Source organism: Arthrobacter sp. TJ-170 (assembly GCF_058269305.1).
Genome location: NZ_JBZCNL010000002.1, coordinates 301,483 through 324,004, shown reverse-complemented (window position 1 = coordinate 324,004; position 22,522 = coordinate 301,483). Strand labels below are relative to the sequence as shown.

Annotated in this window: 21 protein-coding genes; 12 read left to right on the top strand and 9 right to left on the bottom strand. The window is 62.6% G+C overall.

Going from position 1 to position 22,522, the window contains the following annotated elements:
* Positions 1-28: 28 nt before the first annotated feature.
* Positions 29-391 carry a chorismate mutase gene (locus AC4D1W_RS05450; RefSeq protein WP_490889376.1) on the top strand — a complete coding sequence of 121 codons (363 nt, stop codon included), beginning with the start codon at positions 29-31 and terminating at the stop codon, positions 389-391.
* Positions 384-1,421 (top strand): uroporphyrinogen decarboxylase/cobalamine-independent methonine synthase family protein, encoded by a 1,038-nt coding sequence (locus AC4D1W_RS05445; RefSeq protein ID WP_490898066.1) that lies wholly within the window; start codon positions 384-386, stop codon positions 1,419-1,421. Before AC4D1W_RS05450 ends, AC4D1W_RS05445 begins: the two co-directional genes overlap by 8 nt.
* A 4-nt stretch (positions 1,422-1,425) precedes the next feature.
* Here AC4D1W_RS05445 and AC4D1W_RS05440 read toward each other — a convergent pair whose 3' ends face one another.
* The 6 genes from AC4D1W_RS05440 to AC4D1W_RS05415 form a co-directional block, all read right to left on the bottom strand.
* Entirely contained in the window at positions 1,426-2,100 is a 675-nt protein-coding gene (locus tag AC4D1W_RS05440) for a DUF4166 domain-containing protein (RefSeq protein WP_490898065.1), read from the bottom strand.
* A 73-nt stretch (positions 2,101-2,173) separates the two neighbouring features.
* Positions 2,174-3,466, bottom strand: coding sequence for a DUF58 domain-containing protein (locus AC4D1W_RS05435; RefSeq protein ID WP_490898064.1), 1,293 nt, complete (start codon positions 3,464-3,466; stop codon positions 2,174-2,176).
* Between the two features lie 16 nt (positions 3,467-3,482).
* A complete protein-coding gene (locus AC4D1W_RS05430; RefSeq protein ID WP_490898063.1) occupies positions 3,483-4,535 on the bottom strand; it encodes an AAA family ATPase in 1,053 nt (350 codons plus the stop codon).
* Positions 4,532-5,782, bottom strand: coding sequence for a DUF4350 domain-containing protein (locus tag AC4D1W_RS05425; RefSeq protein ID WP_490898062.1), 1,251 nt, complete (start codon positions 5,780-5,782; stop codon positions 4,532-4,534). Before AC4D1W_RS05425 ends, AC4D1W_RS05430 begins: the two co-directional genes overlap by 4 nt.
* Positions 5,779-6,456, bottom strand: coding sequence for a DUF4129 domain-containing protein (locus AC4D1W_RS05420; protein ID WP_490898061.1), 678 nt, complete (start codon positions 6,454-6,456; stop codon positions 5,779-5,781). Before AC4D1W_RS05420 ends, AC4D1W_RS05425 begins: the two co-directional genes overlap by 4 nt.
* 5 nt (positions 6,457-6,461) lie before the next feature.
* Entirely contained in the window at positions 6,462-7,664 is a 1,203-nt protein-coding gene (locus tag AC4D1W_RS05415) for a DUF7847 domain-containing protein (RefSeq protein ID WP_490898060.1), read from the bottom strand.
* Positions 7,665-7,983: 319 nt separating this feature from the next.
* Between AC4D1W_RS05415 and mtrA the strand changes: the two genes are divergently transcribed.
* The 7 genes from mtrA to secA all read left to right on the top strand — a co-directional run bounded on the left by mtrA (position 7,984) and on the right by secA (position 17,998).
* The gene (gene mtrA, locus AC4D1W_RS05410; protein WP_490889364.1) at positions 7,984-8,661 is read left to right on the top strand and encodes an MtrAB system response regulator MtrA; all 678 of its coding nucleotides are present in this window, start codon (positions 7,984-7,986) and stop codon (positions 8,659-8,661) included.
* 79 nt (positions 8,662-8,740) lie between these two features.
* Complete coding sequence (mtrB, locus tag AC4D1W_RS05405) at positions 8,741-10,378, top strand: MtrAB system histidine kinase MtrB (protein WP_490898221.1); 1,638 nt, start codon at positions 8,741-8,743, stop codon at positions 10,376-10,378.
* Entirely contained in the window at positions 10,378-12,072 is a 1,695-nt protein-coding gene (locus tag AC4D1W_RS05400; RefSeq protein WP_490898059.1) for an LpqB family beta-propeller domain-containing protein, read from the top strand. Before mtrB ends, AC4D1W_RS05400 begins: the two co-directional genes overlap by 1 nt.
* 256 nt (positions 12,073-12,328) lie before the next feature.
* The gene (locus tag AC4D1W_RS05395) at positions 12,329-13,072 is read left to right on the top strand and encodes a ComF family protein (protein ID WP_490898058.1); all 744 of its coding nucleotides are present in this window, start codon (positions 12,329-12,331) and stop codon (positions 13,070-13,072) included.
* A 133-nt stretch (positions 13,073-13,205) separates the two neighbouring features.
* Positions 13,206-13,931 (top strand): ribosome hibernation-promoting factor, HPF/YfiA family, encoded by a 726-nt coding sequence (hpf, locus tag AC4D1W_RS05390; RefSeq protein ID WP_490889357.1) that lies wholly within the window; start codon positions 13,206-13,208, stop codon positions 13,929-13,931.
* 28 nt (positions 13,932-13,959) lie between these two features.
* On the top strand, positions 13,960-15,276 hold the full coding sequence (locus tag AC4D1W_RS05385; protein ID WP_490898057.1) for a winged helix-turn-helix domain-containing protein: 1,317 nt from the start codon (positions 13,960-13,962) through the stop codon (positions 15,274-15,276).
* Positions 15,260-17,998, top strand: a complete 2,739-nt coding sequence (gene secA, locus AC4D1W_RS05380; RefSeq protein WP_490889354.1) for a preprotein translocase subunit SecA — start codon at positions 15,260-15,262, stop codon at positions 17,996-17,998. The genes AC4D1W_RS05385 and secA overlap by 17 nt, the downstream gene beginning before the upstream one ends.
* 27 nt (positions 17,999-18,025) lie before the next feature.
* Here secA and AC4D1W_RS05375 read toward each other — a convergent pair whose 3' ends face one another.
* Both AC4D1W_RS05375 and AC4D1W_RS05370 read right to left on the bottom strand, forming a co-directional pair.
* Positions 18,026-18,574: an Rv3235 family protein gene (locus tag AC4D1W_RS05375; protein WP_490898056.1), complete on the bottom strand. Its 549-nt coding sequence runs from the start codon at positions 18,572-18,574 to the stop codon at positions 18,026-18,028.
* A 14-nt stretch (positions 18,575-18,588) separates the two neighbouring features.
* A complete protein-coding gene (locus tag AC4D1W_RS05370; protein ID WP_490898055.1) occupies positions 18,589-19,332 on the bottom strand; it encodes a LysM peptidoglycan-binding domain-containing protein in 744 nt (247 codons plus the stop codon).
* Between the two features lie 122 nt (positions 19,333-19,454).
* Here AC4D1W_RS05370 and AC4D1W_RS05365 point away from each other — a divergent pair, with 122 nt between their 5' ends.
* The gene (locus AC4D1W_RS05365; protein ID WP_490889348.1) at positions 19,455-20,003 is read left to right on the top strand and encodes a hypothetical protein; all 549 of its coding nucleotides are present in this window, start codon (positions 19,455-19,457) and stop codon (positions 20,001-20,003) included.
* Between the two features lie 93 nt (positions 20,004-20,096).
* Here AC4D1W_RS05365 and AC4D1W_RS05360 read toward each other — a convergent pair whose 3' ends face one another.
* Entirely contained in the window at positions 20,097-20,324 is a 228-nt protein-coding gene (locus AC4D1W_RS05360; protein ID WP_490889347.1) for a helix-turn-helix domain-containing protein, read from the bottom strand.
* Between the two features lie 212 nt (positions 20,325-20,536).
* Here AC4D1W_RS05360 and AC4D1W_RS05355 point away from each other — a divergent pair, with 212 nt between their 5' ends.
* Positions 20,537-21,190, top strand: a complete 654-nt coding sequence (locus tag AC4D1W_RS05355; protein ID WP_490889345.1) for a hypothetical protein — start codon at positions 20,537-20,539, stop codon at positions 21,188-21,190.
* Positions 21,187-22,512, top strand: a complete 1,326-nt coding sequence (locus AC4D1W_RS05350; RefSeq protein WP_490898054.1) for a CpaE/TadZ family protein — start codon at positions 21,187-21,189, stop codon at positions 22,510-22,512. The genes AC4D1W_RS05355 and AC4D1W_RS05350 overlap by 4 nt, the downstream gene beginning before the upstream one ends.
* The last annotated feature ends 10 nt before the right edge of the window (positions 22,513-22,522 follow it).

Sequence of the window (22,522 nt, the reverse complement as noted above, 5' to 3'; positions counted from 1 at the left end):
CCCGCGTGCGGTCTGCTTAACTGGAACCATGACTGAGAAGACCCGGCGTTTCGACCCTGCAGCGAGCTCACTCGCCGGCGAAGTTGACCCCGCCGTCATGGAAGAACTGCTCTCAGTTCGGGGCAGCATTGACAACATTGACGCCACCCTGGTGTACCTGCTGGCTGAACGCTTCAAAGCGACACAGCGTGTGGGCCACCTGAAAGCCGAGCACAAGCTGCCGCCCGCGGACCCTGCTCGGGAAGCCGCGCAGATCTCCCGGCTGCGTGCACTGGCCGAGGAAGCCAATCTGGATCCTGCTTTCGCGGAGAAGTTTTTGAACTTCATCATTTCCGAGGTCATCCGCCACCACCAGGACATTTCCGAGAACCACTCGTCGCGCGATGCCTGATACGGCAGCGGTGCCTGACACCGCGGCGGTCACGGTCACTGCCCTGGGCGATTGGCCCGGCCAGGACCCTGTTGAAGCACTCCGGGTCATCCGCGGTGAGCTCGGGAGCCCGAACCTGCCGTTCCTGCCGTCGCTGCCTGACCGCGGTGTCGGCAGCGACGAAATTGGCAGAACCGCCGGTTTACTCCCAGAACTTCCCGTCGACCTGCAGCCGCACGGCTGGAGGCTGGTGGACCGGCCCGGCAAGGATGTTCGGCGGGCTGTTTCCGCGCTGTCCACCGACTTCAACATCCTTGCCGACATGGTGGGTTCCGAAGAGCGTCCCGCCGAGGAGCTCAAAGTGCACTGTCGGGGACCCATGTCGCTCGCTGCGAACCTCCATCTGCACAATGGCGAACGTGCGCTGCTCGATTACGGTGCGCGGCGGGACCTCCGCGATGGGCTGATTGAGGGCGTCAGTTCGCTTCTGCGTCGCGCGGTCACTGCGAGCCCCGGTGCTGCGCTCACGCTGCAGTTGGACGAACCGGAGATCGCAGGGGTGCTCGAGGGCAGCATACCTACGGCCAGCGGATACCGGACGCTGCGCGCCGTACCGAAGCATGAAGCAATCGAAGCCTGGACAGTGCTGGCGGAGGGAGCGCGCGAGGCCGGTGCCGCTGCCGTCGTGCTTTCCTTCAGAACCGCAGAGCAGTTGACTCTTGTCCAGCGGGTGCCTGGCGTAGGTGTTGCTGTTCCGATGAGCGGTGTGTGCAACCGCGACTGGGAAGCGCTCGCGGAACTGGTCGAAGCCGGCCGCACCCTGTGGGCAGGTGTCCAGGTTCCGAGCGGCAGGCCGCCGCGGGTGCAGGAGACGGCCGATGCGCTGCTGCGTCCCTGGAGGGGGGTTGGCCTGGCCATCCAGTCGCTGCGGTCCATTCGGCTGGTCCCCGCCGAATGTCTGGCGGAGCGTTCGCCTGACCACGCCCGCAGAATGCTGGCGCATCTTCACCAGAGCGCTGACGCCCTCAATCAGGCCATCGCGGACGCTTGACCGGTCACGCGCGTCGTTCCCAGCGTGCCGGCGCCGCCTCATCGGGCAGGCCGCCGCTGTATGGGGTCAGTTCATAGGTGAACCAGCCGGCGTACACGAGAACCGGCCCGAGCTGCCTGTGCAGGACGTTTGTCTTGATGCGGAACCGGTGCTCGTCCTCGTCCCACCACTGCTCCATGTAGGCCTGGGCGCCGACGACGTCGGGCAGCGGCAGCCTGAGCGGACCGGCGAGGATACGGGTGGCAGAAGAGGTCATCCGCATATGTCCGTTGGCCGTTACCTCGCAGGTGAGGGCGGTGGCCATACGCCGGTGAAGCCCCAGATAATCGACCAACCGGCCCTCGACCCATGATGTGGTGTCCTCGAAGACCCGGGACACGTTATTGAACGAAATGTCGCGGCGCGCGGTGAGCGAGGGCCTACCGAACGGGTCCAGGTGGGCCCAGTTCCGCACGGTGAAGCCCACGTTGTTCTCGTACTCCGGGAAAAAGGAGTTCTCCTTCGCGGCCAGCGCAAAGAACGGTCTGAGGAGTGGGGCAGGGCTACCCGCCACGTCAAAAGATCCGCGTCCGGTTCCGAACTGCTGTGAGTCTTCGTGCAGACTGAAGTACTCCTGGAGCTGTGGTTGCAGGCGACCGAACTCTGCTCCGAGCGCTCGCTGGTAGACCGAGGACGTCATGACCATCTCCTTTGTATGAGCCAGTCCAGTGTGATGCCGGCTGTGAATCGCGTATGGGCCTGCAGGCGCGCCGTCACAGCCGACCCGCTGCCTTCAGGCGAATGTAAAGGTCTGCCAGTTTCGACGGAAGCTCGTGCGGAGGCTCGTCCACGATCTCCGCGCCGAGCTGGCGGAGGCGTTCCTTGATGGCAGCGCGGTCCAGAAGAGCACGTTCAGCGGCAGCCGCGCGGTATGTCTCCGCAGCTGTGCCGCGCTGGTGGCGCAGCTCATCAAGGTGCGGGTCGCGGACGGACGCCACCACGACGACATGCTGCGCGGTCAGTGACGGCAGCATCGGCAGCAGGCCCTCCTCGACTGCCCCCGCATCCAAAGCGGTCAGGAGCACCACCAGGCTGCGGTGGGCGGAGATCGAGCGCACCTGTGCAGGGATTCTTGAAAAGTCAGCCTCGATCAGTTCGGAGTCCAATGGAGCCATTGCTGTGACGAGGGATGCGAGCAGGTTGCCCTTGGCCGCGGACTCCACCCTCGCACGCGGACGCCGGTCGAAGGCGAGGAAATCGACGCGGTCACCGCCCCGTTGGGCCAGCACCGCCAGCAGGAGCGACGCCTCAATTCCCGTATCAAGGCGGGGCTCGTCCTCGATGCGGACAGCTGAAGTGCGGGACGTGTCGAGCACAATGACGACGCGGCGGTCGCGTTCCGGGCGCCATGTCCGCACCACCGTGTCCCGCCTTCGGGCGGATGCCCGCCAGTCGATGGAACGGACATCGTCTCCGCGGACGTAGTCACGCAGAGAGTCAAATTCTGTTCCCGCCCCACGGATCTGCACTGCCGCGCGCCCATCAAGTTCCCGCAGACGCCTTAGCTTCGAGGGCAGTAGCCGCTTGGAGTTGAACGGCGGCAACACCCTGAGGGTGCCTGGCGCTGGGATTGTGATCTGACGGGCGGCAAGCCCAAGCGGACCTGCACTGCGGATTGTCACGTGGTGCACCGACAAATCGCCGCGACGCCGTGGAACCAGCCGCACCTGGAGATTGCGGCCCTCACCCGCAGGAATGCTCAGCCGGTGCGCTGGGTTCTGGGCACCTGCCGAAGGTTGCCAGCCCTCACGTATCCAGCCGCGAAAGGCCCTCTTGGCATGGTTCCGAACAGTGAGGGTGCTTGTGGCCCCCTCCGTGAGGCGGACAGTCTCAGGTAGCTTCCGCTGAACGCCGATCGACCGCGGGGAAGCGGCGAGGGCAAGATCGACCGCGCATCCAACAATCAGCAGGGCAAGCCACACAGCGATCGACACGGCGCCCGGGTAGAGGACTACCGGGATGACGCCGAGGAAGGCCAGGATGACGAGACGAGCAGTAATGCTCATGCTGTTGCGCTCACAACTACCTCGGCACGGGAACGGTCGCCAGGATGTTACCCAGAACGCTGTCGACGCTCACACCATCCATCTGGGCTTCCGGGCGCAGTGCGACTCGGTGTCGCAGCGCAGGAAGAGCCAATGCCTTCACGTCGTCGGGTGTGACGAAGTCGCGACCGGAAAGCCACGCCCAGGCGCGGGAGGTGTTCAACAGGGCGGTGGCACCGCGGGGAGAGACTCCAAGCTGGAACGACGGCGCGGCGCGCGTTGCACGTACGACGTCGACGATGTAGCTCAGCACCTCGGGAGCCACTCCCACCCGCTGTACCGCTTGCCTGGCGGCGGCAAGGTCCCTTTCACCCGCTACTGCCCTCACTCCGGCTGCTTCGAGGTTCCGGGGGTCGAACCCCACACTGTGCCGGCGGATTACCTCGATTTCGTCGTTCCGATCAGGCAGCGGAAGGGTGAGCTTGAGCAGGAAGCGGTCCAGCTGTGCTTCGGGAAGGGGGTAGGTGCCCTCGTATTCCACCGGATTCTGCGTTGCGGCGACGATGAAAGGCTCCGGCAGCGGCCTCGTCACACCGTCCACGGATACCTGCCGCTCCTCCATGGCCTCCAGGAGTGCGGCCTGCGTTTTAGGCGGTGTCCGGTTGATTTCATCGGCGAGGAGGATGTTGGTGAAGACCGGGCCCTCCCGGAAGGTGAATTCAGCCGTGCGGGACTCGAAGATGAGCGATCCCGTCACGTCGCCGGGCATGAGGTCCGGTGTGAACTGGACCCGCTTGGTATCGAGGCTAAGGGCCGCCGAGATGCTGCGCACCAGCAGCGTCTTCGCCACACCGGGTACACCTTCCAGTAGTACGTGACCCTTCGCTAGGAGTGCGATGAGCATTCCGGTCACCGCCGCGTCCTGCCCTACGACCGCCTTCGCCACCTCTTCACGCACTGCAACGAGCGCGCGTCGGGACGGATCCGCCGGAGTTGTGCGCTCAGCCGAGGCTCCAGCCGGGTGTGAGGAAGCGCCATCGGATGCTTCGTGGGCGGGGGGAGCAGGTTGGTGCTGGTGGTGTTGATTCATGAACGACGGATCTCCTGTTCGAGTTTTTCCAGTTCCTGGCTCCACTGCACGAGTTGGGCATCGGAGTGAGGCATAAAGGAGTTGAGCAACCGGTCGACGTCGGCGAATTCGCGGTTGGTTCTTCGAGCGGCGGCCGCTGCAACTGACGCCCGGGTGTTGGATGGCGGTATCCGCAGCTGTGTCGCCAGCCGGGTCAGCGTCCCTGCGCGGAGCGTCTCGGCGGCGTGCTCCACTGCACCGGCATCCTGGTACAGACGCGCCCTGCCGGCCGCGGTTTCGGCCGAACGGACGATGACAGGCAGCGGCTCCGCGACGAGCGGGCCCAACCGGCGGCCCCGCCACAGGATGGCGAGCAGCGCCGTGACCAGCAGCCAGAACATCAATGGGTTGACGAAGTCGGGAAGCAGGCTCAAGGCATCAGCCGGCCCGGAGGTAATCGCCAGGTCGTCTTCAGTGGGCTGGTACCAGACAAGGGTGCTGGCGCTGCCAAGAACTCGGAGCGTGAGGGCGGCGTTGCCATTCTCGTCGATCAGCTCGTTGCTCATGATCGCCCCGTTACCCAGAACGGCCACTGTTCCGTCGGCAGTGGTTGCGAAGGTCCCCGCCGGATTCTCGCCCTCACTCTGGGGTAGTGGGAAGCAGGTGACCGTGCCGCGGTAGGACAATCCGCCGGGACTCACGGCCGCCGCGGCCCTCGCATCCGGATCAGCACATTGTGCCTGCAGGGCTTCTTCAATGTCATCAGGGACCACTCCGGCGGAGCGAATACCGTCAGCCAGTTCGGTCAGCATGGTGAGGCTCGGCTCGATCAGGAGGGTCCGGTCGGCGAGCCCGCCGCCGAGCGTCGCCAGCTGCTCTGACGTGAGCCAACCATTGGGATCATGCAGGAGCAGCGTGTCATCGGTGTCCCCAAGTGCACCGACGGCCTCTTCGAGTGACTCCGCGCGGATCACCTCGACGCCGGTGCGGCTCAACACCTCCGCGGCTGCGCGTGCCCCCTGCGGCGCAGCATTGTCTGGAGAGAGCGGTCTCGGTTCACCGGCACCCGAGGCCACCGCGCCGATGACGACGGCGATCACGAGGAGGACGGCAAGAACGGTCCAACCCCGTGCCCGCTTCAGCCTGCCAAGAAGCGTGGAGCGGGCGCTTCCTCCGTCGCCCATTACTTCACTGCCGACACTGCTTTCGCGGTCGACGGCGTCTGTCCCGTCCTCTGCAATCAGGGTTGCCTTCATGTCACTGGTCATACCGGAGCCGTCCATTGCTGACTGTCGGCCCGCCGGTGCGGCTGCGACCGCTGCAGCCCCTGATCAAGGTCCACGGCTCGCTGATAGTCGGCCTGGGTTGCGGGCCGTGCGCCATAGTGCACTTCATTGAAGCGCATCGCCAACCAGCGGAGCTCCTCTGCCTGACTGCTGAACAGAACCTGCAGTTGGTGGGCAACCTCGACGGCGGTACGTCCGGCCTGCTCATCCAGGATGACTCGTTCCTCCGCCGAGCGGGTGATGGCCCGGAAGCGTTCTGTGAGCGCCTCGTCCCAGTCTCCTGTTCGCGCAGCAGCGTCCGCGTAATCGCGATGAGCCTGCGCGGAAATCTGGACAGCGGCCTGAAAGACCGTGGGATCGGGACGCTTCCTGGCGTTGAGTCGCGGTTTGATCAGGAGTACGGCCGCCGTGATGACGACGACGGCGCCGATCGCCAGCAGGAGGGTACCGAGGCCCGCGTCTACGCCCCTGACTTGCCCCAGAATCTCTCCCAGCCAGTTGAGGAGAGCCGTCCAGGCGCGTTCAAGAAGCGAAGGCTCAGCATCCCGATAGATGCCTTTCGCCAGTTCCTCCTGCAACAGTTGCCGGGCTTCGTCGTCGTCCGGCTGAACAGGCACTTCGGCAGGCACCAGATACATCGCTCGTTCAGCGGGCATGAATGTCAGGCTCCCTGCCAGTTTTGTGGGTTTTGCTGCCCTGGGTTGCCTGTTCCTCCGCCAGCAGACTGCCCGGGGATGGGAGAGTAGGTGCCCTTCGCGCGTGCTTCATTTTCCCGCAGAAGCACGATGTCGAAACCTTCGCGCCGAATTCGAAGGTCTACGTAAAGCAGAGCGGTGACGCCAGCCTGGAAAGCAAAGCCGATGGCAGTGAAGACAGCTGTCACTGCCTGAACGACCAGCAGCACGGGTAGGGATTCGAGCAGCGCTGCTTCGGTGGAAGCGGGCGCCGAAGTGAAGGATCCAAAGCCGAAGGCAAGGAATGACACCGGCGCGGCCACAACCTGGGTGATGATCGAAACGATGATCGAAGTCAGTACCAGGATTCCGAATGTCCGCCACCAGTTACCGGTGGTGAGGGTCCAGGATCGGCGCAGTGCCGCGACAGGGCCGACACCCTCGAGCATCAGTGCGGCCGGAGCCATAACTAGTTTGATACTCAGCCAGATTGCACCTATCACCGCCGCCAGCACCCCGATCACGACAATCGCGACGGCGGCGTCCTCAAGAGCGAGTGAAAGGCCGACAAAAATGAGCACGAGGACGACAACGGAAACGGTCCAGAGAAGAAAGAGAATAGCTCCCAACCCGAGCAGGGGGAGGACCCTGCGTCCGGCAAGCTTCCACAGCTCAGTGAATCCGGTGCGTTCGTCTAGTACCGCCCGGGCAATGGGAATAATCAGGACGCCCTGCAGGATGAGGACACCCACCGAGGTCAGCAGCACCAGAACGGAGCCGACGGAGAGCGCGGAGGCTACCAGCCCGGTGACCTCTGCGGAGGAGGCGGTAAACGGGTCGAAGGTGGCAAGCGAGCCCGTCAGGCCGATCGTCAGGAGAACTGTCAGGACTGCCACAGTCACCTGAAATAGGATGGCCGTTCCGAATGTCGCAAGCGGATTGCGGCGGCAGGCCTGGAAAGCGCCATCAAGGATTTCACCCAGACCGAGCGGGCGCAGGGGAATGATGCCGGGCTTGGGCGGCGCCTGGTAACCATGGAACTGGCCGGGGGGAGGGACGGGCCATCCCGGGTTGGCGTGACCGGGTGGCTGATCAGAAGGCCAAGGCTGGTTCTGGCCCCACTGCTGCGTCCCGGAAGGAGGTTGCCATGGCCGGTCCTCCGGATTCCCTCCCGGGAAGTTCCCGCTCATGCTTATCCCCTTACGCCTGATGTGCTTCCCGCTGTGCACGAATAGTTGGGTTGCGCTGTGAACAACTCTTCACACGCTCTACACGCGACTCTTCCGGCTTCTACACCTAGAACTATAGTTACCGGCCCTGACGTTTCGGCCCGCGTCCGATGCCCAGGAGAAGGCCATGCTCCCATTGTTCTCCATCCCGCGTCCTGCGGCGGGCGATCCGTGCGAAGTTGCCGGCAAATCGTCCTCTAGGATGACAAGTGCATGCTGGCCGCGGACGCCGGTCGCGCGCCGATGCGACATTGATGGGGCAATGGGAGATTATGAGGATATGAAGGCACGCATTCTGGTCATAGATGACGACGAAGCACTGGCTGAGATGATCGGTATCGTTCTGCGCAACGATGGCTTCGACCCTGTGTTCTGCGCCGATGGAGCGCAGGCGGTGGATGTCTTCAGGAGCACCAAGCCGGACCTCGTCCTTTTGGACCTCATGCTCCCGGGCATCGACGGCATCGAGGTCTGCCGGCAGATCCGCAACGAGTCGGATCTGCCCATTGTCATGCTCACGGCCAAGTCGGACACGTCCGACGTCGTCCGTGGGCTGGAGTCCGGCGCAGATGACTATGTGCCGAAACCGTTCAAGCCCGCAGAACTGGTGGCCAGGGTTCGGGCACGCCTGCGCCCCGGTGATCAGAAGGCTCCTGAAACCCTGCGCATCGGCGAGGTCAGTATCGACGTTGCGGGTCACTCGGTCACACGCGCCGGCGAACATATTTCCCTGACGCCGCTCGAGTTCGATCTGCTCGTTGCCCTGGCACGGAAGCCGTGGCAGGTATTCACGCGTGAGCTACTGCTGGAACAGGTCTGGGGATACCGGCACGCAGCCGACACCCGGCTCGTTAACGTTCACGTACAGCGGCTGCGATCCAAGATCGAACGGGATCCTGAAGCCCCCGAAATCGTACTGACCGTTCGCGGCGTCGGATATAAGGCAGGACAAGCGTAATTTGGAAAGGCGGGCAGGCCGGTCCCTGAGCTCGGCGTCCACGGGCGTCGCGCGGGGGTGGCAGTGGGTCCAGTCCACCATGGTGCAGACTGGGCGCCATTGGCGCCGATCGCTGCTGTTCCGGACTGTCACCTCCACACTGGTGCTGACCGCCGTCGCGCTGTTGGCAGTCGGCGCTTTTCTCTCCAGCCAGATAGCAAACGGGCTTTACCAGGAGAGGCTCGAGCAGTTCCAGGCTGAGGCGAGCGCCGGTCTGAGCGAGGTCAAGCAGATTTTCGCCCAGACATCGGTGACAGATCGTGAGTCAACCGCGCAGCTTGTACGTGACACCCTGCCCAGTCTGGAGGGCGGAGGAGCCGACGCCCCGCGGCAGTTCATGCTGAAGGGCGTTCCGGGTCAGGAGAGCATCTTCGTGTCGCCGTTCGCAAGTCCGGGATTGACTGAGTCTTCTGCTATCCCGGAAGCGCTGGCGGAAGCAGTCCGGAACGGTGATGATCAGTACTGGTCACCGATCGCACTTGCCACGTCAGCGTCAGGCGACGAGTTCGACGTGCCGGGTATCGCGTTCGGCACGAAGGTGACCCTCCCTCCGGAGCAGACGGAGTATTCGCTTTACCTCATCTATGACCTCTCATCGATGCAGGCGACCCTGGATTACATCCACGGGGTAACCCTGATCGGCGGCACACTTCTCCTGGTGACCATCGGCGCTATCGTGTGGCTGGTCACGAGGAGCGTGGTGGGGCCGGTCAGCCACGCCGCACTGGTGTCGGAGAAACTGGCGGCTGGGCAACTTCAGGAGCGCATGGAGACCCAGGGCGAAGACGAGGTCGCACGCCTGGGCGCATCCTTCAATCACATGGCTGCCAGTCTCCAGGATCAGATCACCCAGCTGGCCCAGCTGTCGCAGATGCAGCAGCGTTTTGTCTCCGACGTCTCACACGAACTGAGAACGCCGCTGACAACTGTCCGGATGGCCGCAGAGGTACTGCACGAAGCACGCCAGGAATTCGACCCGGTGAACCGGCGCTCCGCGGAAATCCTGTACAACCAGGTGGAGCGCTTTCAGGCGCTGCTCGCGGACCTCCTGGAAATCTCACGCTTCGATGCCGGCGCGGCGGTCCTGGACGCGGAGCCGACCGACATCTTCCAGATTGTCCACCACGTTATCGATGGAACGCGTCCGCTCGCAGAGAGCCACAAATCCGAGATCACGGTGATCTCGAACGAGTCCAAGTGTGTGGTTGATGTTGACCCCCGGCGAATCGACCGCATCCTCCGCAACCTTGTTGTCAACGCCTTGGAACACGGCGAAGGAAAACCGATCAATATCTACATTGCGTCCAACCCGGATGCCGTTGCCGTAGCCGTGCGGGACCACGGCATCGGGATGATGCCGCTCGAGGCTGCCCGGGTATTCGACCGGTTCTGGCGTGCCGATCCTGCCCGTGCGCGCACTACCGGCGGCAGCGGTCTCGGGCTGTCGATCGCCACTGAGGATGCGCGACTCCATGGCGCATGGCTTCAGGCCTGGGGGTCACCCGGCGAAGGCTCCTGCTTCCGCCTTACCTTGCCCAAACGCCGCGACTCAGTGTTGAAGGTATCCCCGCTTCCGCTTCCGCCGCGGCAGGCGACACTTCCGCCCGCACCGGCAGGGACAACCACAACGCCGGACGCCGTGCCCACCATGCACGGCGTGGCAGGGAGCGAGGACTGATGGCGCGTGCACGTTCACTTGCAGTCATTGCCCTGATCCTCCTACTCACGCTGCTGAGCGCGTGCTCGTCCATTCCCACGGCCGGTCCGGTGAGCACGATCGAAGCGACCGCCGAGGCCGAAACAGGTGCGCGATTCGTCAACAACCCACCGCCTCCTAGCGAGGGGGCCAGCGCAGGGGAAATCCTCAGCGGGTTTATCGTCGCCGGCATCGGCGTTGCGGAAGACTACCGTGTGGCCCGGTCCTATCTCACTCCAGCGCTGGCGGAAGACTGGGAACCTGAGGAAGAGATCACCATCTACCGGTCTGATTTCAAGATCAGTTCCACGCCCACAGAGGGCGAATTACAGCTCCAGCTTGAGGTGGCCGGATATATTGACGCCGCAGGTATTCGGCGTAACGTCGGGCCCGGCACCACAGAGTCCATGACGGTCAAAATGGAACAGGTGCAGGGGGAGTGGCGCGTCGCCGAAATACCGAGCGGGATCATGATCTCCACGACCGACGCCGAGAACCTCCTGCAACCGCACGAGCTCTACTTCTACAGCAGCAGTTACCGGTACTGGGTTCCCGATGTTCGCTGGTTCGTCACCCGCCAGGGAATCGCCACGAACATCGTCAAAGCACTCATTGAGGGTCCGGCACCGTACCTGCAGGGTGCGGTCACGAGCGCCTTCCCCGAGAACGCGGCCCTCGCAGTTGAATCGGTGCCCATTGAATCCGGGACAGCGACCATCGACTTCACACAGGACATTCTCACCGGCACCGACAACCTGCGCCGTCAACAGATGGAACAGCAGCTCAGGGTGACCATGACGGGACTCAACACCGTGAATTCAGTAGAACTGCGGGCGGGTCAGCCAATCCCCTTCGAGATCGACCCCGATCTCGTGCTCCCGGAGCAGGATCCTGCCGTTCCGAGCAGGCAGATCGTCATCAGCGAAAATGAGCTGGCCTTCTTTGAAGGCGGTCAACTGACTCCTGTCGGTGACGTGCCCTCCATTGCGGGTTTCGACCCGGTCGACCCGGCTATGTCCTACGACGGAAGGAATTATGCCTTCCTGAACGACGAACGAACCGAGCTCATGGCGACGGGTGAGGGGCAGACCGTCAGGACCGTCACCGCCGGGTCGAATCTGACCGCTCCCAGTTATGACCCCGCGAACTGGATCTGGACGGCGGGCACTTCTGACGGCCGTTCCTACGTCCGAGCCATCCCGCCCGGTGGAAGTACGAGCAACGCAATCGAGGTTCTTGCGCCGTGGTTGGGGAACCGAACGATCAGCGAGATCCGGATTTCCCGCGACGGAGCCAGGGCCCTCATCGTCGCCCAGCAGTCAGGACAGAGTCAGCTGCTGTTGTCCGGGGTCAGCCGCAGCGAGGACGGGGTGCCACAGACATTGAGCGAGCCGATATCACTCAATCCCGCGGGTGCAATCGATACCGCGAAGTGGGTTTCGGAAACCTCCGTTGTCGTGGCAGATACCTCGAGGGACGCCGAGGTCGTGGCCACGCTGATCCCTTTCGCATCGGACCCCGACGAATTCGTGCCCCTCGAAGGCCTGCAGCACCTCAGCGCCGGCACAGGCGCCTCAAATGTCTTCGCCCAGAGCGGAGACAGTATCTACGGCGTTGTCGGTAACACCTGGACGGACCAGGGCGTAGTTGCCCGTGACCCGTCATTCGCCGGATAACTGCTCGCGTACGCAACTTATCCACATTTCGCGTCCCCTGCTGATCCGACTCACCCGATCGTGACACCGTTTAGCCATGTGGCGGGAAGTTGCGGAGCGGGGTTTGGATCGGGTTCGCCTCCATCCGTTCTGGAGGAGGGCAGCTGAAGCATCGGGCGAATTCTGGTCATTGATCTTCCCGACCGAATGCGTGGTGTGCGAACTTGCGGACAGTTCCCTTTGCTCGGGGTGTGCAGCAGCCTTCAGACGCGCGACCGTGCGCCCCTTCCGGGCCGAGCACGGCGCGGAGGGGCTGCCCGGGAAGGAGTGGTCACCGCCGGAGCAGGAGTCGACAGGTGACGAGGTGCTGTCACCGCTTCCCGTTATCGCGGCAGGCCAGTATTCCAAAGCAGTGTCGGCTGTTCTCCTGGCGTTCAAGAATCACGGTCATACGGACATCACGCGCTGGCTGCAGGCCGCCCTTTGCGGAGCGTTGCATGAAGCCAGATGGACGCTCTGCGGGGATACTGCGGAGATCCTGCTGGTCCCGGTCCCTGCCCGCGGAGCATCTGTCCGGCGCCGTGGTTATGATCCTCTAGCGTTGCTGCTTGTGGGACTGGCCCGACGCTGTGAGTTGCCGGCTGGGACGACAATTGCCGGAGTTGTCCGGCTCCGCCGCCAGCCTCTTGTGCTCTTGAACCTTTTCTCGGACGGACTGTCACAGAAGGCCCTCGGAAGGCAGGGCAGGCGTCGAAACCTTGACGGCAGCATGGAGGCGGCGTCGGCAATGCGCACTATGGACCGGAGTCGGCCGTGCCTCATCGTTGACGACGTCCTCACTACAGGAGCAACAATCGCCGAAACCGCGCGTGTACTCCGCGAGGCAGGTGCGGTGGTGGCCGGCGCCGTCGTCCTTGCTGCCACGCCCGCTCCCCGCGGGAAGGACAGGACGACGACGGCGGTGCTCCCAGACGTAATAAGGCGGCTCCCAGGGAACCCACGGAAAAAAACCGACGGGTAGGGGTGAATTCAAACAGCGCGTGAACTACGGTGAAGTATGGGTATCACAACGAAGACAGTTACCCATCGACAGCGGCTGGAAGGAGCAGATCCTCGGCCGCTGTTGTGTCACCTGAGCGATTTTGGAGGGCACTATGGAATTCATGATCAACGGACGGAACCTCGCAGTTTCTGACCGCTTCCGGGAGTACGCGGAAGAGAAGATCGACAAAATCGAACAACTGGGGGACAAGGTCCAGAGGCTTGACGCGAAAGTAACGAAGGAGCCCAACGCACGTCAGGCAGATAGCGCACTCACCGTCGAGCTCACGGTATTGCAGAAGGGTCCGATCATCCGGGCCGAAGCATCAGCTGCGGACAAGTTCGCGGCCTTCGACCTGGCCTACAGCAAGCTGTTGGAGCGGCTCCGCAGGGCCCGGGACCGTCGTAAGGTTCACCATGGCAGGCACACACCCGTAGCAGTCCGGGAAGCGACTGCCACTTTGGAACCCGCGAGCACAGAACAGCCGATCTACGCAGCTTCCGCAAACCACACAGGCAATGCCGGTGCTGACACGGCCGATCAAAACGACTATGAACTCGACAGCGAGATCCCGGCGGGCGATTCGCCGGTGTTGATTCGCCGGAAGGTCTTCTCGGGGATCCCGATGAGCCTTGATGACGCCGTCGACAATATGGAACTCGTCGGACACGATTTCTACCTCTTCGTGGATTCACAGACCGGTGCGCCGTCCGTCGTTTACCGTCGCCAGGGCTGGACCTACGGAGTCATCACTCTTGACGCGAAGTGTGCGGAAGGTCTTGAAGACCCACACGAAGAACTGATCGCATACCGTGCCCGGGAAACAGCGACCGCCTAGCGTTTGAACGGGAGCCTATGATCGAGCAATGACCTCTTCCCTGACTACCCTCCAGGCACGTCGAATCGCGTTGGAGGCGCAGGGACTGGCAAGGGAGCGGCCCACCAGGACCCCGGGAACCCGGGAGGTGGGCCGTGCCCTCGCGCAACTGCAGCTCCTGCAGATTGACTCGGTGAACGTTCTCTCCCGCAGCCACTATCTCCCCCTGTTCGCCCGGTTGGGCTCGTACGACCGCACGCTGCTTGACAACTTTTCATCGCGGGCGCCGCGGCGCCTGGTGGAGTATTGGGCGCACGAGGCAAGCCTGGTCCTGCCAGAGCTGTTTCCCTACCTCGTCACCACTCAAAGCCGGAAGTGGGCGAGCGCATCATCGTTACCTGACGAGGTACGGCACGCCCTCAGCAGCCGCATACTCGACCTGCTGGCCGCAAGCCGGCCACTGACCGCGGCTCAGGTGCAGGATCGTATCGGGCACACAGAACAGAAGAAAACAGATCAGTGGGGGTGGAACTGGAGCTCGGCGAAGAGAGTCCTGGAGGATCTTTTCCAGCATGGCCTGATCTCGTCCGCGGGCAGGACCGCCCAATTTGAGCGGAGGTACGCCCTTACCGAAAAAGTCCTTCCTGATCCCGCGCTCGCACGCCTGCAAGTTCCCGCTGCCGACGCTTATCTACACCTGACGGAACGGGCAGCCAAAGCGCTGGGGGTGGGTTCCACCCGCTGTATCGCCGACTATTTCCGTATTCCCGTGAAGGCAGCCGCCGCTGCGATTCACGTCCTGGTGCAGCGGGGAACACTAATTCCCGTGTCGATCGAATCATGGCGCCAGCCCGTGTACCGCTATGCCGGTTCAGTTCTCCCTCGGGCAGCTCAAGGCCGCGCTTTGCTGAGTCCTTTCGACTCCCTTGTCTTCGAACGCCGCCGACTGGAATCCCTGTTCGGCTTTCATTACCGCATCGAAATTTACACACCGGCGCAAAAGCGCACTTATGGCTACTACGTACTGCCTTTCCTTCTGGGCGACTGCATGGCGGCAAGGGTGGATCTCAAGGCGGACCGATTGGAGGCGCGTCTTGTAGTAAGAGCCGCGCACGGCGAGCCTTCGATGCCGGCGGACACCGCCGTCGAACTTGCGGCGGAGCTTGTCCTCATGGCCGGTTGGCTTGGGCTCGACCATGTGATCGTCGAGCCACGCGGCAACCTGTCCGCGCAATTGGCTTCACATTTGGCGCAGGAGTACGGATGGGAACTAAATCGGGGGACAGTACGTCTCTCACGTAGACTGAATTCGCCAGGAAACGGCGTACCTAGATTGGGAGCAAAAACCAGTGCCATCACTTCTTGAACGAGTCCTTCGTACCGGCGATAAGAAGACACTGAAGCAACTCCGCAACTACGCTGACGCGATAAACGTGCTCGAGGACGAGTTCCGCGGCCTCAGTGACGAGGAACTTCGTGGAGAGACCGACAAGCTGAAGAAGCGTTATCAGGACGGTGAAACCCTCGAGGCGCTGCTGCCCGAGGCGTTCGCCGCGGTGAGGGAAGCCGCCAGCCGCACCCTGGGCCTTCGCCACTTTGACGTGCAGCTGATGGGTGGCGCCGCCCTGCACCTGGGAAACATCGCCGAGATGAAAACCGGCGAAGGCAAGACCCTTGTCGCAACTGCGCCGGCTTACCTGAATGCGCTTACGGGCAAGGGCGTTCACGTTGTCACGACGAACGACTACCTGGCCGAATACCAGTCGGACCTGATGGGTCGTGTGTTCCGCTTCCTCGGCCTGAGCTGCGGTTGCATTCTGTCGAAGCAGGACCCCGCCACACGCCGTACGCAGTACGCTGCGGATATTACCTACGGTACAAACAACGAGTTCGGCTTCGACTACCTCCGCGACAATATGGCCTGGAGCGCCGCCGAGCTGGTGCAGCGCGGACACAACTTCGCCATCGTCGATGAAGTTGACTCCATCCTTATCGATGAGGCTCGCACGCCGCTCATCATTTCCGGTCAGGCATCCGGTGACGTTAACCGCTGGTACACCGAGTTCTCCAAGGTTGTCACCCGCCTCACGAGGGATACAGACTACGAAGTCGACGAGAAGAAGCGCACCGTTGGCGTTTTGGAGAGCGGCATCGAGAAGGTTGAGGACTACCTCGGCATTCAGAACCTCTACGAGTCTGCGAACACGCCCCTTATCGGGTTCCTCAACAACGCGATCAAGGCGAAGGAACTCTTCAAGCGGGACAAGGACTACGTCGTCCTCAACGGTGAGGTGATGATTGTCGACGAGCACACGGGCCGCATCCTCGCCGGTCGGCGCTACAACGAGGGAATGCATCAGGCAATCGAGGCCAAGGAAGGCGTCGAGATCAAGGCCGAGAACCAGACCCTCGCCACCGTCACGCTGCAGAACTACTTCCGCCTTTACGAGAAACTGTCCGGAATGACCGGTACCGCTGAGACGGAAGCGGCTGAGTTCATGGGAACCTACAAGCTCGGCGTCGTTCCCATCCCAACCAACCGGCCAATGGTTCGCGAGGACCGCTCCGACCTCATCTACAAGAATGAGGTTGCCAAGTTCGAAGCAGTCGTCAATGACATCGTGGAACGGCACGAAAAGGGTCAGCCCGTTCTGGTGGGCACAACTTCGGTCGAGAAAAGCGAATACCTGTCCAAGCAGCTCGCAAAGGCAGGCGTCCGTCACGAAGTGCTGAACGCCAAGAACCATGCACGTGAGGCTGCGATTGTCGCGCAGGCAGGGCGCAGGGGCGCGGTCACTGTGGCAACCAACATGGCCGGTCGCGGTACGGACATCATGCTCGGTGGAAATGCCGAGTTCAATGCCGTAGCCGCTATGGAGAACAAGGGCCTTCACCCGGCCGAGAATGCCGAGGAATACGAAGCCGAGTGGCCGCACGCCCTTGCGGCGGCGAAGGAAGGGGTCGAAACCGAGCAGGAGGAAGTCCGGCAGCTCGGCGGGCTCTACGTGCTGGGTACCGAAAGGCACGAGTCCCGGCGTATCGATAACCAGTTGAGGGGCCGCTCCGGCCGTCAGGGCGATCCCGGCGCATCCCGCTTCTACCTGTCTCTCACCGATGACCTCATGCGACTGTTCAACTCCGGTGCGGCGGAACGGATCATGAACAGCTCGTCCATGCCTGATGACGTGGCGCTGGAATCCAAGATGGTATCCAAGGCGATTGAGAACGCGCAGGGGCAGGTGGAGAGCCGCAATGCGGAGCAGCGCAAGAACGTCCTGAAGTATGACGACGTCCTCAACAGGCAGCGCGAGGCGATCTACAGCGATCGGCGGCGCATCCTCGAAGGTGATGACCTGCACGAGAAGGTCGAGCACTTCCTCGAAGACGTGGTTACAGCCATGGTGGACGAAGCGACTGCCCAGGGACACGGAGATGACTGGGACTATGAGCTGCTGTGGACCAATCTGAAAACCCTTTACCCAATCAGCCTGACGATCGACGAGGTAATCGAGGAAGCCGGCGGAAAGTCGAAAGTCACCCGTGACTTCCTCCACGCGGAAATCCTCTCGGATGCGAAGGTCGCCTACAAGCAGCGCGAGGAGGCGCTTGGCGAAAAATCCATGCGGGAACTCGAGCGTCGCGTGGTGCTGTCGGTGATCGGCCGGAAGTGGCAGGAGCATCTCTACGAGATGGATTACCTCAAGGAAGGTATCGGCCTGCGCGCAATGGCCCAGCGTGACCCGCTTGTGGAGTACCAGCGCGAAGGTTTTGTGCTCTTCCAGGCAATGATGGAAGCTATCCGCGAGGAAAGTATCGGATACATCTTCAACCTGGAGGTTGAGGTCGCGCCCGCACAGCGGACTGGGCTTCCAGGTGTGGCTGACGGTCGGGGACTGGTGGATACCCCAACTATCAAGGCCGCGGGACTGGAAGCGCCCGAGCGGCCAGCCAGCTTGGCATTCACAGCACCCAATGCACAGGGCGGGGTGGAGACCCGGGTTGAACGCCGTCGCAGCGAGTCGGACAGTAGCGCGGGGAACGGCACCCGGGCCGAGCAGCGGGCGGCGGCCAAGCGGCGTCGCAAGTAGTCATAGGGCTCAACCGGGAGGAGCGCGTCACCCGATCTGGAGTTCGGTGACGCGCCACTGACCACGCCAGCGTTCAATCCTGAGCGCTATTGCCCTGGCGCGCTTTTGTTCTGCTGCGACCACCGAAGCTTCGAAGATGCTCGGGGTGATGGGGCAGATGCGTACCGTCCGAATGAGAACGTTGCGGTGGAGACGGGTATTGACTGACGCGCTTCCGCCGGAAGCGGACCCAGGGGTCTGCTGGATGCTGCGAACCAGGTTGGAGCGCAACTGCAGGCGCTCGTAGCTCCGCGTGTCGAGGAGTCTCGCCATTTGCTGGAGGGGCCTTGTTCCGCCAAGAACTTCGAGCGCTCCCCGCGCTACCTTCCGCGCTATCGCTTCCAGTTCTTCCGGAATCACAGGTTCCGGTGTCGGCACTGGGACCGGCCGGCGGGTGAGCGGAAGTACCGTAGCGTACTCGTGCCTTGGGATGGGAACGCTACCCGCGGAGCCGTGCAGGACGGGCCTTGGATCACCGCTGACGTCAGCCAGGGGAGCGGCATCGGCAGCGGCAGGCAGGTGGGAGATAGTGCTCACGGGATTTCCTCGCTTCAATGTGATTCCGTCGGTGTTCCGGTTGGCGGATGGAGTATTTGTCCAGGCTGGAGCAGTTCGGGGTTCTCGCCGATCACGTCCCTGTTTGCGTCGTACCATCGAGGCCAGGTTTCGGCCACCTCTGCGTCCGACGCGTCCGGGCTGAGATGCCGCGCGGTGATGGTCCAGAGAGAATCGCCGGGCTGCACGATGACCTCGTCCTGTGCAGTGTCAGCGGCGGCCCGGCTTTCACGGCTTTCCTTCACCATCAGACTTCCGCGGGTAGGCAACGGTGTTGGTCGCCAGGTCGGCTCGAGTACCTGCCGCTCTTCAACCGGCACCCACTGCGGGCTGAGGCTCACCGGTTCCTCGGCGGTGTGCACCCCCGCGGCCTGAGAGGTAGTGGGGACTACACCTGTTCCGGCGTAGGCGGACGGCACCGCAATGAGATTCACGCCTAAGGCCAGGCAGGCTGCTCGTCGCATGAACACGGGAGCAATGGCACCAATGCGTCGTGCGGCTTTCAGGCGACCACGTCGAGCTAGTAGCTCGGCGGCAATGGCAGAACAGAAGCTGAGGCCCCACCAAGCCAGGACGAGCGCGCCCAGCAGGGTAACTCCCACTCCCACCATCGCGGTCAGCCCAGTATCGGCGGCTGAAAGTTCAGGGCCGTTTACGAGAGTCCTGCCCCCCAATGTGAGCATGCCTCCCAGCAGGAAAACGGCAAAGGCCCACCATGCTCCGCTTGTCCGTGAATCCATCGCTTCTCCTGTTTGATGCAGTTTGATGTGTTTTGATGCGTTTGATTAGCACTTGTCTATCTTGAATGAGTCTAGATGTCTACCAGTTGACCGTGGGATTCGCCGAATCGTAGGCTGATCCGATGCGCTGGACAGCTCTTTTCGAGGACCTCGAGGCCCAATTCGACGCTGCTGAGCAAGTGGCAGGAGATGCCGAGATAGCCGACCGGGTTCGTCGAGAGCAGGGAACCGTCACCCTCGCTGACCGTCTTCGGGGGCAACTTGGACTCCTCCTGCGGGTGGGGACGTCCGGCGGCGAACTTTTCGATGGAGAGTTAACCCACGTTGGGTCTGAGTGGCTGGTACTGAGCAAAGCGCCAACGGAAGTAGTGGTCCCGCTGATCGCCATTCGACTTGTTGAGGGCTTGGGTCGCGGCGTGACCGGGGAAAAATCCCACGTCCATGGGGCGCTCGGGCTGGGATCCGCCATGCGAACGCTGGCCAGGGACCGCGCATCCGTTAGCGTGCACAGGGTGGAAGGCGGGGCTCGCATTGAGGGAATTATTGACCGCGTCGGGAAGGACTTTCTTGAAATCGCGGCAGTGTTGCCCGGAGAGTCGCGACGCTCGGCGAGGGTGTCTGCCGTTTACGCCGTTCCCTTTTCGGGAATCGCTGCGGTTTCCTCCCGCTAGAACGGCGGTGTTACCTGAACGGTTGCGGCACAGAAAATTGCTGAGGGCGGCGCCGATGCAGGCGCCGCCCTCAGTCACCGTTGAAGCTGGATGCTAGACATCCTGCTCAGCGTGTAAACCTTCCTTCACGCTTGCGGCCGTCTTTTGGTAGGCGCGGGCAATGTAGTCCTCAAGGACCTGAGTCTCCACCCGCCACTGTCCGCGGCCGCCTACCTGAATCGCCGGCAGCTCACCGGAGCGTACCAGCGCGTAAGTTTGCGATGAGGAAATATTGAGCACCTCTCCCACATCGGCAAGCGTCATGAACCGTTTCTGTGCCACGAAAGCCGCCTTTCCCTTCGTTCTATGCAAGAAACTTCTTCATTCATCTTGCCACCCCGAGGCGGTGTTCGGCTTCGATATCCACAGTTTGTTGCTTATTCGTGCAAGTGGTTTCCAATTGTCGAAACGCTGGCAGAGAATTGCTTCTGGCGCGCAGTTCTCCACTGCGCGACGCAGAAGATGGCAAAGCAGCGGGGAACAGGGGAACGCACGTGAGTCTCAAGATCGATAGTCCGGTGCGCGCGGATGCGCCAATTCGGTTGCGCAAACCGTCGTGGAAGGACCCGCGCCTGCTTGTGGGCATCCTGTTGGTGTGCGTGTCTATTGTTGGCGTGATCGCCCTGGTCGAAAGTGCGGACAAAACGATCGGCGTCTATGCCGCGCGCGAGGACCTGCCGGTTGGCGCTGAGCTCACCGAAGATGATTTCCACATCGTTCCGGTGAGGCTCGGTGAGGTTGAAGGTTCGTACCGAATGGTCAGCGAGGGGCTTCCGGACAACGCAGTTGCGCAAAGGCTGATATCCGCCGGAGAGTTACTTCCCGTTTCCGGCATGGGAACAGCCGATGCCCTCGACCGTAAACCGGTAGGCCTCACAATAGAGGACCCCTTGCCGGCTGGTACTGCCACAGGAGGTCGGGTAGACGTGTGGGTCTCTCCGCGGGCGGAGGGCAATGAGTTCGGTGCACCGGAGTTGCTCCTTGAAGGCGCGGAGATCTATGACTACACGACGGAAGATTCTGCGCTGGGCGCCACCCAGTCCGCTAGGGTCTTCGTGCTGGTCGGTGATGAAACCCTACCTGCACTCCTGGACGCACTGTCGAACGAGGCGAGGATCGCTGTCGTCGTCAACGCGGGTGCGCGGTGAGTATTCCCGTAGTCACCGTCGGGCGTGCCGCCAGCGAATGTGTCACTGGCCTGGAACAGTTGCGCGGACCCGTTACCGTGGTTCGACGCTGCGATGAATTCGCGGAAATGATCGTGGCATGCCAAACAGGAATAGCCCGCGCTGCCATTGTTGCCTTTGACGCCGGTGAACTCACCTCGTATCTCGTCGAGCGCCTGCGCGCTTCAGATGTCGCCATAGTCGCGTTGACGGACGACGACGATGCACGGGAGCGCCTGCGCGCGCTGGAAATACGGCATGCAGCCACCACCGTGGAGGCCGGAGCGCTCGCGGACGAAGTTGCCGCTGCCGTGGCGGACCTGGACCTGCGTCGAACGGGCACGACCAGCTCTGCATTTGCTGATACTTCCCGCGCCCTGAAACCTGAAGCGCCGTCCCCGGCTGAAGAAGCTGAGCCACCGGGCGCTGGAACCGTGGTAGTTGCGTGGGGTCCCACCGGTGCAACCGGCCGCACCACGGTGGCTGTCAACGTTGCGGCCGAATTAGCTGCGATGAAAACTCGGGTCCTGTTATTGGACGCCGACACCTACGGCGCCAGTATTGCCGCCTTTCTGGGCCTTCTGGATGAATCAGCGGGAATCGCGCAAGCCTGCCGCCTGGCTGACCAGGGGATTTTGGACCGTATTTCACTGCAGCGCATTTGCACAGAGGTAACCATCGATGGGCATCCGCTGCATGTGCTTACCGGTGTCACCCGGGCTGACCGGTGGGCGGAAGTGCGACCTTCCGCGCTCACCCGCGTCCTTTCGCTAGCTCGCTCGATGTTCGACACCGTCGTCATCGACTGCGCTTTTGGTCTGGAAGCGGACGAGGAATTGAGCTTCGACACTCTGGCACCGCGGCGTAACGGTGCGACGCTGCGGTGCCTTGAGCTGGCGGATGAGGTGTACGCCATCGGGTCAGCGGACTCCGTGGGGGTTCCACGACTGGTTCGATCGCTGGCAGAACTTGATGAAGCGGTACCGACCGCAATGCCGCGCGTCATCTTCAACAAAGTGAGGGCGGCTGCAGTCGGTCGCTCACCGGAGCGTCAGCTTCGCGAGGCATGGGAAAGGTTCGGTCCGTCGATGCCTATTTCGGCATTCCTGCCCGCCGATTTCGACGCCGCCGATAATGCCTTGCTCAAAGGCTCGGCACTACGCGAGGTCGCGATGACCTCGCCGCTTCGCCACGCAATTGCCGCCCTCGTCGATGTGCCGGATGAACAAGCAAGACGAGGCGCTTCTGGGCTAAGACACAATGAAATGAAGTTTTCGACCAACGGCGTTAGGCTCTCACAGTAAGGGGGTCGCA

Bases quoted from the DNA above. Each gene is read 5' to 3' on its own strand.
- AC4D1W_RS05450 (WP_490889376.1), top strand. From the start codon at position 29: ATGACTGAGAAGACCCGGCGTTTCGACCCTGCAGCGAGCTCACTCGCC.
- AC4D1W_RS05445 (WP_490898066.1), top strand. From the start codon at position 384: ATGCCTGATACGGCAGCGGTGCCTGACACCGCGGCGGTCACGGTCACT.
- AC4D1W_RS05440 (WP_490898065.1), bottom strand. From the start codon at position 2,100: ATGACGTCCTCGGTCTACCAGCGAGCGCTCGGAGCAGAGTTCGGTCGC.
- AC4D1W_RS05435 (WP_490898064.1), bottom strand. From the start codon at position 3,466: ATGAGCATTACTGCTCGTCTCGTCATCCTGGCCTTCCTCGGCGTCATC.
- AC4D1W_RS05430 (WP_490898063.1), bottom strand. From the start codon at position 4,535: ATGAATCAACACCACCAGCACCAACCTGCTCCCCCCGCCCACGAAGCA.
- AC4D1W_RS05425 (WP_490898062.1), bottom strand. From the start codon at position 5,782: ATGACCAGTGACATGAAGGCAACCCTGATTGCAGAGGACGGGACAGAC.
- AC4D1W_RS05420 (WP_490898061.1), bottom strand. From the start codon at position 6,456: ATGCCCGCTGAACGAGCGATGTATCTGGTGCCTGCCGAAGTGCCTGTT.
- AC4D1W_RS05415 (WP_490898060.1), bottom strand. From the start codon at position 7,664: ATGAGCGGGAACTTCCCGGGAGGGAATCCGGAGGACCGGCCATGGCAA.
- mtrA (WP_490889364.1), top strand. From the start codon at position 7,984: ATGAAGGCACGCATTCTGGTCATAGATGACGACGAAGCACTGGCTGAG.
- mtrB (WP_490898221.1), top strand. From the start codon at position 8,741: ATGGTGCAGACTGGGCGCCATTGGCGCCGATCGCTGCTGTTCCGGACT.
- AC4D1W_RS05400 (WP_490898059.1), top strand. From the start codon at position 10,378: ATGGCGCGTGCACGTTCACTTGCAGTCATTGCCCTGATCCTCCTACTC.
- hpf (WP_490889357.1), top strand. From the start codon at position 13,206: ATGGAATTCATGATCAACGGACGGAACCTCGCAGTTTCTGACCGCTTC.
- AC4D1W_RS05385 (WP_490898057.1), top strand. From the start codon at position 13,960: ATGACCTCTTCCCTGACTACCCTCCAGGCACGTCGAATCGCGTTGGAG.
- AC4D1W_RS05370 (WP_490898055.1), bottom strand. From the start codon at position 19,332: ATGGATTCACGGACAAGCGGAGCATGGTGGGCCTTTGCCGTTTTCCTG.
- AC4D1W_RS05365 (WP_490889348.1), top strand. From the start codon at position 19,455: ATGCGCTGGACAGCTCTTTTCGAGGACCTCGAGGCCCAATTCGACGCT.